Genomic DNA, 17,427 nt, shown 5'->3' on the forward strand with positions numbered 1-17,427 from the left:
TGAGGCATCACGAAGTGATGCTCTTCGAACAGGAGGCAAGGATGCCGAATTGGCATTTAAACATGGAAGTTGTTTGCCATCGTCGAGCCCTCTGGGATGACTCTTGTTAAATCAACGGTCAGCGTTCCACTGGTGTAATAGTGCAAAAGTCTGCTGCAGTCAATAGATACAAAAGGTCGTTCATTCACATCCTTGTGATCACGACATTCGCACATCCCTGTGCAGCACCTTCCACTAACAAGAATCAAAATAGGTATCTTATCAGTCGATGACCACAAAAAAACTAATCAGCCCGCGACCAGCGTAATCCTAGATCCCGATTATTCGGGATCATAGTCTAACACTGGTGCCAGCCAGCGCTCAGTCTCCTCTACACTCATCCCCTTACGCGCCGCATAATCCTCTACCTGATCCCGGCCAACATTGGTCACGCCAAAGTAGCGTGACTTGGGGTGGGCGAAGTACCAGCCGGAGACGGCCGCCGTCGGGAACATGGCGTAGCTCTCGGTGATGTTTAACCCTATGGTCTCGTCCGGCTTGAGCAGCTCCCAGAGCAGCCCCTTCTCTGTGTGATCGGGACAGGCCGGGTATCCGGGGGCGGGGCGAATACCCTTGTACTTCTCCCGGATAAGCGCTTCGTTATCGAGCGCCTCATCCGCTGCGTAGCCCCAGAACTCCTTCCGTACCCGCTCATGCATACGTTCGGCGAAGGCTTCGGCCAATCGGTCGGCCAAAGATTTCAGCATGATAGCCTTGTAGTCGTCGTGGTCGGCTTCGAAGCGCTCGATATGCTCGTCGATACCGTGGCCCGCGGTGACTGCGAAGCCGCCCATGTAATCGGCCACTCCCGACTCTTTCGGTGCGACGAAGTCGGCGAGACAGAAGTTGTCGTTACCCACACGATCTATCTGCATACGCAGGTGGTGGGTGGTCATTATAGGATGCTCGCGGCTTTCATCCGTCCCGTCGCAAGCATAGAGCTCGATGTCGTCATGATTTACCGTGTTGGCCGGAAACAGGCCGATGACCGCCTTTGCGGTGAGCCATTTTTCATCGATGATTGTCTTCAGCATCGCCTTGCCGTCATGGAACAGCTTGCGTGCCTCTTCGCCCACCACCTCATCGTCTAATATCTTAGGGAACTGACCATGTAGCTCCCAGCTGCGGAAGAACGGCGTCCAGTCGATACGATCGACCAGGTCTTCAAGGGGGTAGTCATCGAACACCTGACGGCCAAGCTGATTAGGCACGAACGGGGTGTAGTTGTCCCAGTCGTGTTGGCAGCGGTTTTCGCGGGCAGCCTCGATGGGGATTATCTGTTTACGTTTGGCCTGAGAGTTGCGCTTGTCGCGCATCAGCTGATATTCGCTGTAGGCCTCATCTATGGTGGCTTGACGCGTCTCTTCATTGATAAGTTTCGATACCATAGGCACGGCGCGCGAGGCGTCGGCGATATAGATGGCACCCTCTGGCGAGTGGGGGGCAATCTTCACCGCGGTATGGATCTTGGAGCAGGTCGCGCCGCCGATAATCGAGGGGATCGTTAACCCCGCCTTATGAAAGCTCTTCACGTTGTGAACCATCTCATCCAGGCTCGGGGTGATAAGTCCTGACATGCCGATGATGTCGACCTTCTCGGCCCTGGCGACCTCGATGATCTTCTCAACCGGCACCATGACACCGAGGTCTATCACCTCAAAACCGTTACAGGCCAGCACCACGCCGACGATGTTCTTGCCGATATCGTGCACATCACCCTTTACTGTGACCATCAATATCTTGCCGTTTGACTGCCCCTCGACCTTTTCGGCCTCGATGAATGGATTGAGGTAGGCCACCGCTTTTTTCATCACCCGAGCCGATTTAACGACTTGCGGCAGAAACATCTTACCGGAGCCGAACAGGTCGCCGACGATATTCATGCCATCCATCAAGGGGCCTTCGATAACATCCAGCGGTCGGGCGGCAGCAGCGCGAGCCTCTTCGGTATCCTGATCGATAAACTCGGTAATGCCCTTTACTAAGGCATGTGCCAGGCGCTCATTGACCGGCTTAGTGCGCCACTGCAGATCTTCCTTCTTGGCGGCCTGAGCGCCGTCGCCACGAAACTTCTCGGCGACCTCCAGCAGCAACTCGGTATTGGATGAATCCGTGACCGGGCAGGGCTGGTTCTGTACTATGGCTTCAACTTTCTCCTTGAGCTCAGGGTCAATATCGTCATAGATGGCCAGCTGTCCGGCGTTGACGATACCCATGTCCATCCCCGCCTGAATGGCGTGATAGAGGAAGACCGCATGAATCGCCTCTCGCACCGGGTTGTTGCCACGGAACGAGAAGGAGACGTTAGAGACACCGCCGGAGATCATGGCGTGGGGCAGGGTGCGTTTAATCTCACGGGTGGCTTCGATAAAGTCGACCGCGTAGTTGTCGTGCTCGTCGATGCCGGTGGCGATGGCGAAGATGTTGGGATCGAAGATGATATCTTCCGGCGGAAAGCCTACCTTGTCGACCAGCACACGGTAGGCGCGGCTGCAGATCTCGACCTTGCGTGCCTTAGTATCGGCCTGCCCCTGCTCATCGAACGCCATGATGATCGCCGCGGCGCCATAGCGCTTCACCAGCTTAGCCTGCTCGATAAAGTTCTCCTCTCCCTCCTTCAAGGAGATGGAGTTGACTATGCCTTTACCCTGAATACACTTGAGGCCCGCTTCGATCACCTCCCATTTGGAGGAGTCGATCATGATAGGCACCCGTGATATGTCGGGCTCAGAGGCGATAAGGTTGAGAAACTTCTGCATCACCTCGACGCCGTCGAGCATCCCCTCATCCATGTTGATATCGATGATCTGGGCACCGTTCTCCACCTGATCGCGGGCGACAGAGAGCGCCTCCTCATATTCGCCGGTCTTGATCAGGCGCAGGAATTTGGCTGAGCCGGTGACGTTGGTGCGTTCACCCACGTTCAGAAACAGCGACTCCTCATCTATGGTGAGTGGCTCGAGTCCGGAGAGGCGACATGCCACCGGTATGTCGGGCAGCGGGCGCGGCGAATGCTCGATAACGGACTCGCGGATGGCGCGGATATGCTCCGGGGTGGTGCCGCAGCAGCCGCCGACGATATTGAGCATCCCCTCTTCGGCCCATTGACCTATCACTTCGGCCATCTCGGCAGGCGTTTCATCGTAACCGCCAAATTCGTTGGGCAGCCCCGCGTTGGGATGCGCCGAGACATAACATTCAGATATTTTAGACAGCTCTTCGATATAGGCACGCAGCTCTTTCGGCCCAAGGGCGCAGTTAAGGCCGATAGAGAGGGGTTTTACATGGCGCAGCGAGTTGTAGAAGGCTTCTGTTGTCTGGCCGGTCAGGGTTCGGCCGGAGGCGTCTGTGATGGTGCCCGAGATCATGACAGGCAGGCGCATGCCAGAGTTGTCGAAGACGGTTTCTATGGCAAACAGCGCCGCCTTGGCGTTCAGGGTATCGAAGATGGTCTCCACCATGATGATATCCGAGCCGCCTTCGATAAGGGCGTCGATAGATTCGATATAGGCTTCGACCAGCTCATCGAAGCTGACATTACGAAAACCCGGATCATTTACATCGGGGCTGATGGAGCAGGTTCGGTTGGTCGGGCCGAGTACGCCGGCCACATAACAGGTTCGGCCGGTTTCGGCTTCAACCTCGTCGGCCGCTTCGCGGGCGAGGCGGGCTCCGACCCGGTTGATCTCTGCCGAAAGCGACTGCATATCGTAATCGGCCATGGCGATGCGGGTAGCGTTGAAGGTGTTGGTCTCGATAATATCGGCGCCGGCGAGCAGGTAGTCTTTATGGATCTGCTTAATCGCATCGCTCTGGGTCAGCACCAGCAGGTCGTTGTTTCCCTTGACGTCGCAGGGCCACTCCTTGAAGCGTTCTCCCCGGAAATCGGCCTCCTCAAATTTGTGGTCCTGGATCATTGTGCCCATGGCACCGTCAAGGATCAGGATAGTCTCTTCTAGTCGTTGGCTGATTTCGGGGCCGATATCTCTTATTGTGCTCTTGATTAGGGTGCCAGTGGCCATAACTTCTACCTGCCTTAACTACATGATTAATGTCTGATGCTTATATCTGCTATCCGCAGTTTGGTTTCGAAAATACGGTCATCTCAGACCCTGTTCGAACTCGAGTTTTAGATGTTTATACGTATAGACGTCTATAATAGACCAGACGCGAGTGAGTGTCGAGTGCGCTTTTTTAAGCCAATTACCGCCCCATGAGCGCCTTGTGGATTAGCGCATCCGGCATTGAGTTTTTCACTCTTTGTGGCTCTGAACTATGCTTTAAACAGACCTTTTGCCGGAGAGACCATAGTGTGGAGGAAAATCAATAGTCAGCCAGCTTTCAGAATATTAACTTTGCTGTTAGCCTTTTTTATAACCTCTTGGCCTGTCTCAACATATTTTACTCTGAGCCTGTCGGCCATGCTGTTTAGTATAACCTTGATCTGGCTGGGGTTAATTCTGTTTCTGTTTGCGTTAACTAAGTAGGGCGGCGCGATGAACATCCTCTATGGCCTGCTCTTCGTCCCAGCTCTTATCTGTTGCCGGTATGGCGTTTCAGCCGTGGATGCCAAAGAGGGGAGTGGCTTATGATGAGTGCCTCGGGTCTCTTGCTGGTGATATTTGCCTATGTCGCACTGCTATATATGCTGGCGTCGTGGGCCGAATCCGGCAGTGCTCGAGCGAAAAAACTGACAACCAGCGCTACCGTCTATGCCTTGTCACTGGCCATCTTCTGCACCAGCTGGACCTTCTTCGGCAGCGTCGGCTTCGCAACCCGATCCAGCATATTGATGCTCTCTATCTATCTGGGGCCGACACTCCTGATGATAATTATCTGGCCTTTGATGCAGCGGGTCTTGCTGATAAAACAGATCTACAGGGTCACCAGCATCGCCGATCTTCTCTCGGCTCGGTTTAACCGCAGTATCTTTCTTGCGGGCCTGGCGGCGACCGTCGCCATGGTGGGGATCGTTCCCTACCTGGCGCTGCAACTCAAAGCGATTAATACCGCTATCGATCTTGTGCTGGAGTCCGAAGGGGGCGTCTCTGCCGATGAGATAGCCTGGCTGGTCTGGTTGGGGGTCGCCCTGTTTACCATTATCTTCGGTATTCGCCACCTGGATCCTACCGAGCGCCACCCGGGCATGATGCTGGCGTTGGCCGTCGAAGGTCTGGTTAAGTTGCTGGCTATGTTGTGTGTGGGCGTATTCGTCAGTTTCGTGATGTTTGACTCTCCTCTGGTTATTCTGCAACTGCTGGAACAGAAGATGCCGGAGGCGGCAAAGCAGATGTCATCTAAGCCGGAGTTTGTCACCTGGTTCAGTTATCTGCTGCTGTCAGGCTCCGCCTTTTTGTTACTGCCGCGCCAATTCCATGTGATGGTCGTTGAAAACCCGGATACCAGACATATCAAGAAGGTGCAGTGGTGGTTGCCCATCTATCTGATATCAATGACTATTTTTATCACGCCGATAGCCGCTGCTGGCATGTTACTGCTGGGGCCGGAGACGGCGGACAGCTATATGCTATCCCTGCCTATGCTGGCAGAGCAGAAGCTGCTGACCCTCTTCGTATTCATCGGTGGTTTCTCTGCCTCCATGGCCATGTTGATGGTGTCGGGTATGACGCTCTCTACCATGTTCAGTAACCATCTTGTCTTACCTCTGCTGCAGCGCTTCAGCCCGAATAGTACCTTAAAGCGCTACCTGCTTCAGTCCAGATGGCTTGCGGTGTTTATCGTGTTGGGCGCCGGGCAGATGTTTTACCTCTATCTGGGGGAGTCATACATGCTGGTGAATATGGGGATGATCTCCTTCGCCGCCGTATTGCAATTTCTTCCCCCGGTTCTGGCCGGACTCTATTGGCCTAAAGTCACCACCAGAGGAGCCATTGCCGGGCTGACGGTGGGGTTTATCATCTGGAGTTACTGTTTGATGTTGCCGGCGATAATGAAGAGCGGCTGGATAGATGCAGACATTCTAGAGCTGGGACCCTGGGGGCTCTATTGGCTGCACCCGGAACATTTGATGGGCACCGAGATGGATAAGGTAAGCCATGGAGCGCTGTGGTCTCTGGCGGGAAACTGCATAGCCCTGGTTCTGGGCAGCTTGCTTACCAAGGTGAGCGGAGAGGAGCAGAGATATAACGCCGAATTTATGGATGTGATGGCCGAACGTGTGGCCGAAGACGAGGCGATTATGGATACACTGCCCCGTAATATTCAGCTGCAACCTAAGCTTGAGTTGCTTAAGGGAATATTCAGCCAGTATCTGTCCGCTGAGCAGGCGGAGGCTAAGGTGAGTGCCTGCCTGGTCGAGGCCGAGCTCAGTGACGATGAGCTGATTAATGTGCAGGAGCTGGCTTATCTGGAGCGGGCAACGGAGAGGTTACTTAGCGGCATCACAGGGGCTGCTGTGGCACATATGGTGGTGACTCAATCTAACCTCTACTCCCACAAGGAGAGTCTGACTCTGGAGCGTTATTACGGCCAGCTGCTGGCTCAGCTGAAGATCAGTCCCGCACAGTTGAGACAGCAATTGAACTACTCAAAAGAGAAGGAGCAGTTTGCTCAGCGCTATTCTGAGCAGATGGAAAAGTTGGTGGAGGAGCGCACCTATGAGCTTCAGGCCACGCTGGATCAGCTGAAGAGTGCCCAGCATCAGCTGGTTGAAACCGAGAAACAGGCCTCGTTGGGTAAGATGGTGGCCGGCATTGCCCATGAGATCAATACTCCAATCGGTGTCTGCGTCACCGCGGCGTCACACCTCAATGAGGAGGTGCAGGAGGTCAGGAGGATGTTCCTGGAAGGTGAGCTCAGTGAAGATGAGTTTGAAGGCTTCATGCAGACCTGTTGTGAGGCCATGGATATCATCTTAAAGAATAATGCCCGCGCCTCTAAGCTTATCCAGAGTTTCAAGCAGGTCGCGGTGGATCAATCCAGCGAAGAGCTGCGGGAGTTCGATCTCGAGGAGTATCTGGAGGAGGTTATAATGTCTTTGAGGCCAACGCTTAAGAAGGTGCCCCATGAGATAAAGTTAGAGTGTGACTTTAACTTAAGATGTAATACCTATCCCGGTGTCCTGGCTCAGGTGATGACAAACCTGATCATGAACAGCCTGCTGCATGCCTTTCTTCCCGATCAGAAGGGAGAGATAGTGATTAAGGGAGAGATTAAGGATAGCTGGGTGTTTATCGACTATCGCGACGATGGTGTCGGCTTGGATGAGAAGGGAGTGAAGAGCCTGTTCGATCCCTTCTATACCACCAAGCGAAATCAGGGAGGCAGCGGTTTGGGGACGCACCTGGTGTATAACCTGGTTACCCAGAGGCTCAGGGGAGAAGTTGAGGTTGAGACCTCACCCGGTAGCGGCCTGTGTTATCACATTCGTTTCCCGGCGAACCTGCAAAAGCTGGAGCGGGACCTGGGAGATAATATATAGCCGTGAGTGGCTTATGTATATAATTGAGGTGTTGCCATAACTCTGGCGATGCCCGGTGCACTATTTTCATCCTTAAGAAAAGGCGGTATAAATGAATGGGTATACCAATTCTCGATAACCAGTCCGGATAGCAAACTCTTATGACCTGTAGTGAAGCCAACAACCAAGCCGATGATGATCATAAGGCTGCTCACCTAGCTAACAGTGAGGAGCCGGAGCAGATAAGCCCTAACCCTGGGATCACCACGACCTTCTACCTTATGCGCCATGGCGAGTGTGAGGGAGGGGATATCCTGAGGGGGCATACGGACGTCTCTTTGAGTCACAGTGGTCGTGAACAGATGTTTGATGCCATAGAAGCCGCGGATATCAGTTTCGAGCATATCATCAGCTCTCCCCTGCGTCGCTGCTGTGAGTTCGCCCTCAGGCTCTACCTGAAAAGAGGGGTACCGCTCAAGCTCGAAGATGGTCTTAAGGAGATGAATTTCGGTGACTGGGACGGAGAGACATTAGAGAGCCTGTATCAGAACTGCGCGGGGCCTATCGAAGCCTATTGGAAGAACCCTTGGGCGAGCACGCCGCCGGACGGAGAGAGGATGCTGGACTTCGAAGCCCGAATCGCTAAGGCCTGGGAGTCGATGCTCAACCAACATAGGGGACAATCTCTGCTGCTGATCACCCATGCGGGGGTCATACGTCACCTGATGGCCAGAGCGCTGGGAGTCAGCGGGGTGGCGGGGTTTTACACTCAGCTCTCTCTGGCCTACGGGTCAATTGTGAAAATCACTGTCTATACCACGCCTCAGGGGGTTCACTATCCTCGATTGCATTGGGGATAAGCTGTTTCGTTGGGGGAGGCTTTCCCACAGGTGGACCTTTTTCAGTGGTTCTTTCTTGTCCCCATACCTGCTAAAGAGTGTAACTGAGAATCTTGATTGTTCTTTTCAGCCAGGCGACAGACTTTGCCTTAAGTGATAAAAGCTGCATAATAACCGCTCTCAGAGCCTCTTCACTCTGTTGTTTGCCTTGATACATGAGCCTATGTTGGCCAGCTTCAGGCATCGACGGCTAAGTGGGTGAATAGGATCGCAAAATCAGGTGTTGAGAACCACTGTCGAAAGACAGGGATAACTCAAACTTAAAAGGGAACCGGGAGCGTTAACGCACAAGCCCGGACTGTGCCCGCAACTGTGAGTGTTTTGAAGAAGATTAAGAGCTAAGATGACGCTGCGCTGTTAGAGCTAAGATGACGCTGCGCTGTCAGAGCTAAGGTGACGCTGTGCTGTCAGAGCTAAGATGACGCTGTGCTGTCAGAGCTAAGGTGCCGCTGCGCTGTCAGAGCTAAGATGACGCTGCGCTGTCAGAGCTAAGATGACGCTGCGCTGTCAGAGCTAAGATGACGCTGCGCTGATAGAGCTAAGATGACGCTGTGCTGTCAGGGCTGGGCCCGTCGAATAGGCGAAGCCGTCCGCGTAGCGATAGGCCGAAGGCCGTCATCTTTGCCGTTTAAGTGCCACGCTCCTTCTTTAAACTACGAGTCAGGATACCTGCCTAATTTTGTCGCTAAAGAACTCGAGCGGGTAACTCGGGGGGAGCTGTCATGCTGTCTTTTATTTGCTGTTGTATATACTGCCGTTTTCGCCCGGCTGTGGCTCCGGCGTTCCTTTTAGCTGGCTACCAGGCTCTGGTTATGTCCTGCACTCTCTTTTCTAAGGGGGCTGCCGCTGTCAGCTCGCCTCGCTCTGAACTCCTCCCCGAGCCTAGTTGTGGCATTAGCGAACCTCTTTTCGTACTCCCGCTCAAGTTTATGAACTCGAAGAGATCATCTGTGAGGTTGCCTGTTTGAAGACTCAATATAATGCCGCCCATCAGGTTAATAGACCTGTCGATACCCCTTGTGCTCTGGCTGTCAGTGGTCTCAGTTGGCACGCCGATGACAGAGAGATCTTATCCGATATCAGTTTCTCTCTCGCCAGGGGGGAGATGCTGGGCATCATTGGGCCAAACGGCGCCGGCAAGTCCAGTCTGCTGCGCTGCTTGTATCGCTATATTAAGCCGGATAGCGGTACCATGAGCCTGTTCGGGCAGAATATTGCCCTGTTCAGTGCCAGGGAGTTTGCCAGGCAGGTGGCCGTGGTTTTGCAGGATACGCCTCACCATTTTGAGCTCACCACTGAGCAACTGGTCGCCATAGGCTTGACTCCCCATAAGGGAGCATTCGACTTTACCACTCAATCGGACCGAAAACGGATTGCCGATGCCTTAGAGAAGGTGGGGCTGACCCATAAGGCCGGTCAGGTCTATGAGCACCTCTCCGGTGGTGAGAAACAGAGGGCTCTGATTGCCAGGGCGATAGTGCAGCAGCCTTCGCTGTTAATCCTGGATGAGCCAACCAACCATTTAGATATTCGCTATCAGATACAGATAATGGAACTGCTCAGAGAGGTTGGGATCTCTGTGATCACATCGATACACGATCTGAATTTAGCCAGTGCCATGTGTGATCAGTTGCTGCTGCTAGATGAGGGCAGAGCTATCGCCCACGGAGCCCCTAAGTATGTGCTCACCGAGGCGCGTATCAGCGAAGTGTTCGGCGTGTGTTGCACGACAGAACCTCATATTCAACATGGTAACCCTCAGATCAGTTACTTCTATGGTTACTCTACGCAAAGGCATAAAGATGATGAAGCGTGATCGCTATGGCGGGCAGAGGTGGGCAGTGCCTGTTTTGGTGCTGTTGAGCCTGATAACTCTGCTGGCTGCGGCCAGTTTTGGCGCCGCAGATATCTCATTTGGTGATGTGTTCGCTCTGGTGCTGCAAAATACCTTCGGTGTGGGTAGCTTAGGAGTGACTGAGGTATCGGGGGTCGCCGAGCGTATCGTCATGGAGCTGAGGTTTCCCCGCATCCTGCTGGCCTTTATTGCCGGAGCGGGCCTCTCGGTTGCGGGCAGTGTGCTGCAAACCGTGACCCGCAATCCGCTGGCCGATCCATACCTGTTCGGCATCTCCTCCGGTGCCTCATTTGGCGCCGTGGTGGTGATAACCCTGTTTACCGGCTCGGGGCTGACCGGCCTGCTCAGCTGGATAAGCCTGCCGCTCGGGGCCTTTCTCGGGGCCGGGGTGTCGGTGATCATGGTGCTGGCTCTATGTGGCCGTAATATGGGGAGCCAGATTGAGCGGATGCTGCTTTCCGGTGTGGCGATCTCATTTATGTTTGGCGCATTAACCAGTCTGCTGCTCTATTTCTCCAGCCCTGCGGCGGCCGCCTCTGTGCTGTTTTGGAGCCTGGGAAGTTTCGCAAAAGCGAGTTGGGAGGGGTTATTACCTCCGGCCATTGTTGTCTGTGTATGCAGCACAGTTATTTTGCTGTTCAAGCGCCAGATAATGGCGATGCGGGCGGGGGATGAAACCGCCCATACCTTGGGCATCAATGTGAGCCGTTTGCGATTGCAGATGCTGATGCTCTGCTCACTTATCACGGCAATCTTAGTGGCTAACTGTGGCGGCATAGGGTTCGTGGGCCTGATGGTTCCCCATACCGTACGCCTGTTGCTTCCCGGTCGTTTTCCATTAATTACAACCGCCCTGGTGGGTGGTCTGTTTATGGTCTGGGTCGATGTGCTGGCGAGATCCATACTGAGCAGTCAGGAGTTACCGGTTGGTATCATCACGGCGGTAATAGGCAGTGTGTTCTTTCTGGTTATCCTGGGGAGCAGAAGATAGGAGCGGCTTTAGCTCTGAGGTACGAGGTTCTCCATGTAGGAGCGGCTTTAGCCGCGAAGCTTTCGGGCCCGTCATCACGAATTAATTTAATGCAAACAGCAGGCTACAGATTTGAAGCTTACCGCTTTCTTTGCTTATCTTGAGCTCGTGACTCGTGACTCGTGACTCGTAGCTTAAAACTTAAAACTTAAAACTTAAAACTTAAAACTTAAAACTTAAAACTTAAAACTTAAAGCTTAAAACTTAAAAATATAGTCAGGGTGCAGTGATGTTTAATATCAGTCCGGCAAACCATGAGTTTGACGATGAGATCCAAAGTAAAATAGACAATAAAACTAAGCCCTTGGGCGCACTTGGTGAGCTGGAAACCTTGGCTAAACAGTTGGCCAGGGTGCTGGGGCGCGACAAGCCTGAGATCATCAACCCTAAGCTACTGGTTTTTGCCGCGGATCATGGTATTGCCGCCTCCGGTGTCTCAATCGCTCCCAGTGAAGTAACCACCCAGATGGTGATGAACTTCGTTGCCGGAGGGGCTGCCATCAATGTCTTCTGCCGTCAGATGGGGGTAGAGATGGAGGTGATAGATTGTGGCATTCTTCAGCCGTTGGAGGGCGTTGACGGGGTCATCGAACAGAGGCTGGGCGCAGGCACGGCGGCGATTCATAAGCAACCGGCCATGACTTTAGGGGCCGTTAAGCAGGGGCTTGAGATGGCGCGGGAGCGAATCGAGTTCCACCATCAACAGGGCTGTAACCTCATCGCACTGGGTGAGATGGGAATAGGCAACACCTCCTCTGCGGCGGCGATAATGGCATCTATCATGGGGATGAACAGCGCCGATTGCGTCGGGCGCGGCACGGGTATTGACGCTGCAACGCTCAAGCGCAAGCAGATGCTGGTGGAGCAGGCACTGCGTATTCATGAATCTGAGTTGACCGATCCCTACAATATTCTGGCCTGCCTGGGTGGTTTCGAGATAGTACAGATGACAGGTGCCATGCTTGCCGCGGCTGAGAGAAAGATGCTGGTGGTTGTCGATGGTTTTATCGCAACGGCGGCGGCCATGGTTGCGGTGCAGATAGATGCCAATGTGCGTGATTACATGATATTTGGCCATAAGTCTGATGAACGGGGTCACTGCATGATGATGGAGTACCTGCAGGCTCGCCCGCTGCTGAATTTGGGCATGAGATTAGGTGAGGGCAGCGGCGCGGTATTGGCGTTGCCACTCATTCGTGCTGCGACCGGCTTCTATAACGAGATGGCCAGCTTCAGCGATGCGGGGATTGAGATTTAGCTGAAAAGGCGCAGAAGCTTCGAGTTGCGAGTCACGAGCCAAGGGCTTAATAGCCCGTCATCCCGGCTAAAACATCGCCGGGATGACGGGCTACAATGTAGGAGCGGCTTTAGCCGCGAAGTTTTCTTAAGGAATTTAATGAATATGTTTCGACGGGAGTTGACACTTTTTTTTATTGCCATGGGGTTCTTTACCCGTATCCCTGTGCCGGCGTGGGTGAAGTTTGACAGCGAAAACCTGAACAGAGCAAACCGCTATTTCGGCCTGGTTGGCATCCTGGTGGGAGCATTGAGTGCCTGTGTCTACGCCATCGCGGTTATCTGGTTGCCGGCAGCGATAGCCATTATCTTTGCGATGATCACCAGTGCTGTTGCGACCGGAGGCTTTCATGAAGATGGGTTGGCAGACACCGCCGATGGTTTCGGCGGTGGCTGGAGTGTTACCGACAAACTATTAATCATGAAAGACTCCCGCCTGGGAAGTTACGGGGCTCTGGCGTTGGTATTTACCCTGCTGCTGAAGTGGCAGCTATTGAGTGAGCTGGCCGTTATTAATACCCAGTTGGTGATTCCGGCCTTAATCATAGGGCATTGTCTGAGTCGGGTTTTTGCGGCCAGTTTTATCTTCACCGAGTCCTATGTCAGCGATAAGGATACCAGTAAGAGCAAACCACTGGCCCAGAACCAGAGCGTGAATGAGTTACTGATCTCGCTGGTGACGGCTTTTATTGTCCTGATGTTGCTGAGTCTGACTCAAGCGCTGTTAATGATTGGCACACTCCTTGTGCTGAGGTGGGGCTTGGTAAGAGGCTTTCGTCGCCAGATTGGTGGTTACACCGGCGACACCTTAGGCGCGGCTCAGCAGATATCTGAAGTGCTCTGTTACCTTACCCTGCTGGTCTTGGTGGCCTCTGTATGATCCATCTGATACTCGGCGGAGCCCGAAGCGGCAAGACCCGATATGCCACCGATGCGGCAGCCAGACTAGGCGCGCAGGGATATGAGTGCATCTATATGGCCACGGCTGAGGCGCTCGATGAGGAGATGAGCTCGAGGATAGCGCGGCATCGACAGGATAGAGCAGAGGATGAGCTGGAGTGGATAACGGTGGAAACACCACTATTATTAGCAGAGTCTCTGGAAGGGTATGCCCGCAAAGATCGTGTCATCATCGTCGATTGCATGACACTCTGGCTGACTAATCGGCTGTTAGCCCACGAACCGGTTACTGACACCGCTTTTGAGAAGGAGAGGGGGAAGAAGCAGGATAGCGGGGAGATGAGTAATGCCTATGCCGGCGGTGACGGGAAAACCTGGGCCGAAGCCAAGGCTGAACTGCTTGAGTTGCTGCCGACACTCGAAGGGGAGATCTACCTTGTGAGTAACGAAGTGGGTTGCGGCGTCGTTCCTCTGGGCGAGTTGAATCGCCGTTTTGTCGATGAGGCCGGATGGTTACATCAGGAGATAGCCCGACTTGCCGATTCGGTGGTGCTGGTCACAGCCGGATTACCAATGAAACTGAAAGGCGCTTGATGCATAGGGCTTCGAGGTTCTGGGTTTGAGCTACGAGCTATGACATTCTCCATGTAGGAGCGGCTTTAGCCGCGAATGTTTAAGGGATACGATTGATCAGCTGTAAGTCATAAGCAGTAAGAAAGGCCAGAAAAGAGTTGAGCGCGCAGCTCTCTGCCTTATCTTGAACTTATAGCTTACAACTTTCTTGGCTTTTTCTTGAGCTTATAACTTAACAAATACGGAAGTACCATGACCGAAAAAAATTCAGAAGAGATAAAAGCTGAGCGTCATAAGGCACGACAACAGAAGCTAAAAGATGGGGTGGATGCCAAAATTGCCAAGGCTCAGGAGGAGAAGGGTATCCTGTTGGTGCTCACCGGTAACGGTAAAGGCAAGTCGACCTCTGGTTTCGGCACCCTTGCCCGAGCCGTTGGCCATGGTAAAAAAGCGGCCGTAGTGCAGTTTATCAAGGGCAACTGGGAGTGCGGCGAGCGTACCCTGCTCGAAGGCGCCGGCGTCGAATTTCATGTCATGGCTACCGGGTTTACCTGGGAGACGCAGGACAGGGAGAAAGATACGGCAGCGGCAATGGAGGCATGGACAGCCGCAGAGAAACTACTTCAGGATGAGTCGGTAGACTGCATCATGTTAGATGAGCTTACATATATGGTGAGCTATCACTACCTGGATGTCGACAGGGTGATAGAGGCACTGAAGAAGCGTCCGCCGATGCAGCATGTCATCATTACGGGAAGGGCGTGTCACAGGGCAATAATTGATTTGGCCGATACCGTGAGTGAGGTTAAGCCCATCAAGCACGCCTTTGATAGCGGCGTTAAAGCCCAGCCCGGCTTCGACTACTGATCTTTCTTTGTGCTCACCACTGTGGCGTTATTGTCTTCATTTTTGCTTCCTATCACAGAGCCTTCAGCGGCTTTTGGTAAAGAGCGCATATGCTCATGGTCAGGCTCTTTATTTAAGCCCGGGCTCGACGGCTTACCCCCTGATTTTTAATGAGATAGGCGATCACTTTGAAATATCCATACTGGCAAGGCGACTTGCTCTTTACTCATTTGCAGAAACGATCTGCTGCGTTGCGTCCTCGCTCACAACTCGCCTACCTAAAGGTATGTCTTCGTCGTTCACTGTGGGGCGCCTTGCATGTCGCTCCTTCGTGACGCAATTTAACTTTCTTCGTGCTCACCACAGTGACGTTATTGTTTGCCCGGATTGCCGTTATAAAGAGTCACCCCATCACAGAGCCTTCAGCGGTTCGTAGTAATGAGCCTTCAGCGGTTGTTATAAAAGGCCTTCAGCGGCTTTTGGTAGAGAGCCCTCAGCAGCATTTATGTAGAGGGCCGTCAGCGGTTTTTTAGGCAAAGAGCCCTTAGCGTCTCTTAGATAAGAGCCTTCAGCTGCACTTGGTAAAGCACATATGCTCAGGGGCTGGTTCTTACGAAAATCTGGGCTTGATGGCCAGTTAACGGGCACGCAAAGAGACAATAGCTTTTAAAAGCTTAAGAGAGTAAACAGAAAATAAATAGAGGAGCTAAACTCGAAGAGTTTGAAAAGACTTGAAAATTTGGTACAGATGGAGAGACTTGAACTCTCACGCCCTTGCGGGCACTAGCACCTGAAGCTAGCGTGTCTACCAATTCCACCACATCTGCATCAACAAAGCGCTGAATCATTACTAGTTAAAATATCTAGTTTTCAACTGCTTGTAGGGCGGATACTACTGCTCTATCATACGGCTGTCAATACGTTTTATCCGAACTGCTTTCGATTGCTTGAAGTATGACCAGCTTGAGCCGATCTGAACTGTTTTTCCCGATAGCGAAAGCTCACCTCTGATGTGGTGGATGCATGGCAAGAGATATCGCTCGCCATTTTTTTAATGAGAATAAAATGAACATAATAAGAAAAAAACTGTGGCCACTCGCCATTTCCCTTTCGGTTTTGTCGATTGCTGTGTCACCGGCAAGCGCGGAGCCGGCAAAAAGGGTGGTCGCATTGTCGCCTCATTCGGTGGAGATGCTCTATGCGATTGGAGCGGGAGAGTCCATCCTGGCTACCACTGAACATGCCGATTATCCGGAGCAGGCGCTGCAAATTCCCCGTATCGGTGGTTATCATGGCATTCAGATTGAGCGGGTGATTGAGCTGGAGCCAGACCTGGTCGTGGTATGGGGGAGCGGGAATAAGGCCGAAGATATCGAAAAGCTTAAAAAGCTGGGCTTCAAGGTTTATAACAGCGATCCAAAGACACTTGAGTCTGTTGCAGATGAACTCGAGGAGTTGGGGGAGTTAACCGGGCATAGAAGAGAGGCGTCAGAGGTGGCTGCGGGTTACCGGTTGCAGCTGGAGGCGTTACGTGAGAGCAATTCGGTTAAACCTAAGGTCAAGGTGTTCTATCAACTCTGGTCCACCCCTTTGATGTCTGTGGCTAAGAATAGCTGGATTCAGCAATTGATCGATGTCTGTCATGGTGAGAATGTCTTCTACGATGCAGCCAGTGAATATCCGCAACTTAGTCTGGAGAACGTGGTGTTGAAGATGCCGGATGTGATCTTACAGAGTCAGGATAAGGGGAATATTCTCGGTGTGGACTGGAGTCGATGGCAGGAGGTCCCGGCGGTAAGGAATAAGCATATCTATCCACTCAATGCCGATCTCCTGCATCGAGCCGCTCCCCGCGCCATATTAGGCGTTGAGTCGCTTTGTGATGCCCTGGATAAGGCGCGCTGATCCTATTGAGGGTTACAGTGTAGGAGCGGCTTTAGCCGCGAAGGTTTCAGTTTAAAAAGCTGTAAGTGTTAAGCGGTAAGTAAGAGCCTGGTGGTCGTGACGATAAGTTTTAGCCGTAATCCTGAAATCATTTCAGGATCCAGACTTTATTCTTTAAATCTTTCTTTACCTTGAGCTTGCAACTTCAGCCTGAACTTAAAACTTAAAACTTAAAACTTAAAACTTAAAACTTAAAACTTAAAACTTCATTTTAAAAGGATTTTTACCTCTATGACCACCATACTCATCTGTCTGTTTGTTGCCATGTTACTTCCCTACCTTGCAAAGGGGCCGGTGGCGGTCGCTATGGCAAAGCTGGGGGGCTATGATAACGCGCACCCCAGAGAGCAGCAGTCCAGGTTAAGTGGCTTCGGGGCCCGCGCTTTAGCGGCTCATCAGAATGCCTTCGAGTCTCTGTTGATATTTGGTCTGTCTGTGCTGACGGTGATTGCGACGCAGAATGTGACCGATACGGCCGTGTTGCTGGCGGTCATCCATGTCGTCGCGCGTATGGCCTATCAGCTTCTGTACCTAATCGGTAAAAGCAGCTTACGGTCATTGTCATGGTTCGTCGCTATCTTCTGCTCGTTCGGGATCTTCTTTCAGGCGTTTTGAGCAGTTTCAG

Annotated in this window: 11 protein-coding genes, 1 tRNA gene and 1 riboswitch; of the genes, 10 read left to right on the plus strand and 2 right to left on the minus strand. The window is 52.7% G+C overall.

Annotated elements, in window-relative coordinates; all coding sequences use genetic code 11:
• Positions 1 to 320 precede the first annotated feature (320 nt).
• A complete protein-coding gene (gene metH, locus Q1B47_RS10655) occupies positions 321 to 4,061 on the minus strand; it encodes a methionine synthase (protein WP_299792951.1) in 3,741 nt (1,246 codons plus the stop codon).
• A gap of 566 nt (positions 4,062 to 4,627) precedes the next feature.
• Between metH and Q1B47_RS10660 the strand changes: the two genes are divergently transcribed.
• The 8 genes from Q1B47_RS10660 to cobO all read left to right on the plus strand — a co-directional run bounded on the left by Q1B47_RS10660 (position 4,628) and on the right by cobO (position 14,879).
• Positions 4,628 to 7,480 (plus strand): ATP-binding protein, encoded by a 2,853-nt coding sequence (locus tag Q1B47_RS10660; protein ID WP_299792954.1) that lies wholly within the window; start codon positions 4,628 to 4,630, stop codon positions 7,478 to 7,480.
• Between the two features lie 140 nt (positions 7,481 to 7,620).
• Positions 7,621 to 8,319: a histidine phosphatase family protein gene (locus tag Q1B47_RS10665; protein ID WP_299792957.1), complete on the plus strand. Its 699-nt coding sequence runs from the start codon at positions 7,621 to 7,623 to the stop codon at positions 8,317 to 8,319.
• Between the two features lie 240 nt (positions 8,320 to 8,559).
• Positions 8,560 to 9,050: riboswitch (cobalamin riboswitch) on the plus strand.
• A 272-nt stretch (positions 9,051 to 9,322) separates the two neighbouring features.
• Positions 9,323 to 10,174, plus strand: coding sequence for an ABC transporter ATP-binding protein (locus Q1B47_RS10670; protein WP_299792960.1), 852 nt, complete (start codon positions 9,323 to 9,325; stop codon positions 10,172 to 10,174).
• Positions 10,161 to 11,204, plus strand: coding sequence for an iron ABC transporter permease (locus Q1B47_RS10675; RefSeq protein ID WP_299792963.1), 1,044 nt, complete (start codon positions 10,161 to 10,163; stop codon positions 11,202 to 11,204). The genes Q1B47_RS10670 and Q1B47_RS10675 overlap by 14 nt, the downstream gene beginning before the upstream one ends.
• Before the next feature lie 268 nt (positions 11,205 to 11,472).
• Positions 11,473 to 12,501: a nicotinate-nucleotide--dimethylbenzimidazole phosphoribosyltransferase gene (gene cobT / locus Q1B47_RS10680; RefSeq protein WP_299792966.1), complete on the plus strand. Its 1,029-nt coding sequence runs from the start codon at positions 11,473 to 11,475 to the stop codon at positions 12,499 to 12,501.
• 138 nt (positions 12,502 to 12,639) lie between these two features.
• A complete protein-coding gene (locus tag Q1B47_RS10685; RefSeq protein WP_299792969.1) occupies positions 12,640 to 13,419 on the plus strand; it encodes an adenosylcobinamide-GDP ribazoletransferase in 780 nt (259 codons plus the stop codon).
• Positions 13,416 to 14,033: a bifunctional adenosylcobinamide kinase/adenosylcobinamide-phosphate guanylyltransferase gene (cobU, locus tag Q1B47_RS10690; protein ID WP_299792972.1), complete on the plus strand. Its 618-nt coding sequence runs from the start codon at positions 13,416 to 13,418 to the stop codon at positions 14,031 to 14,033. Before Q1B47_RS10685 ends, cobU begins: the two co-directional genes overlap by 4 nt.
• A gap of 231 nt (positions 14,034 to 14,264) precedes the next feature.
• Complete coding sequence (gene cobO / locus Q1B47_RS10695) at positions 14,265 to 14,879, plus strand: cob(I)yrinic acid a,c-diamide adenosyltransferase (protein WP_299792975.1); 615 nt, start codon at positions 14,265 to 14,267, stop codon at positions 14,877 to 14,879.
• 719 nt (positions 14,880 to 15,598) lie between these two features.
• Here the strand turns inward: cobO and Q1B47_RS10700 are convergent.
• A tRNA-Leu gene (locus tag Q1B47_RS10700) sits at positions 15,599 to 15,685 on the minus strand.
• A gap of 238 nt (positions 15,686 to 15,923) precedes the next feature.
• On the opposite strand from Q1B47_RS10700, the gene Q1B47_RS10705 reads away from it, so the two are divergent.
• Together Q1B47_RS10705 and Q1B47_RS10710 are read left to right on the plus strand one after the other, a co-directional pair.
• The gene (locus Q1B47_RS10705; protein WP_299792978.1) at positions 15,924 to 16,763 is read left to right on the plus strand and encodes a cobalamin-binding protein; all 840 of its coding nucleotides are present in this window, start codon (positions 15,924 to 15,926) and stop codon (positions 16,761 to 16,763) included.
• A 270-nt stretch (positions 16,764 to 17,033) separates the two neighbouring features.
• Entirely contained in the window at positions 17,034 to 17,417 is a 384-nt protein-coding gene (locus tag Q1B47_RS10710) for an MAPEG family protein (protein WP_299792981.1), read from the plus strand.
• Positions 17,418 to 17,427 lie beyond the last annotated feature (10 nt).

It is taken from the genome of uncultured Shewanella sp. (assembly GCF_947501225.1).
In the GTDB taxonomy this organism is placed as follows: domain Bacteria; phylum Pseudomonadota; class Gammaproteobacteria; order Enterobacterales; family Shewanellaceae; genus Shewanella.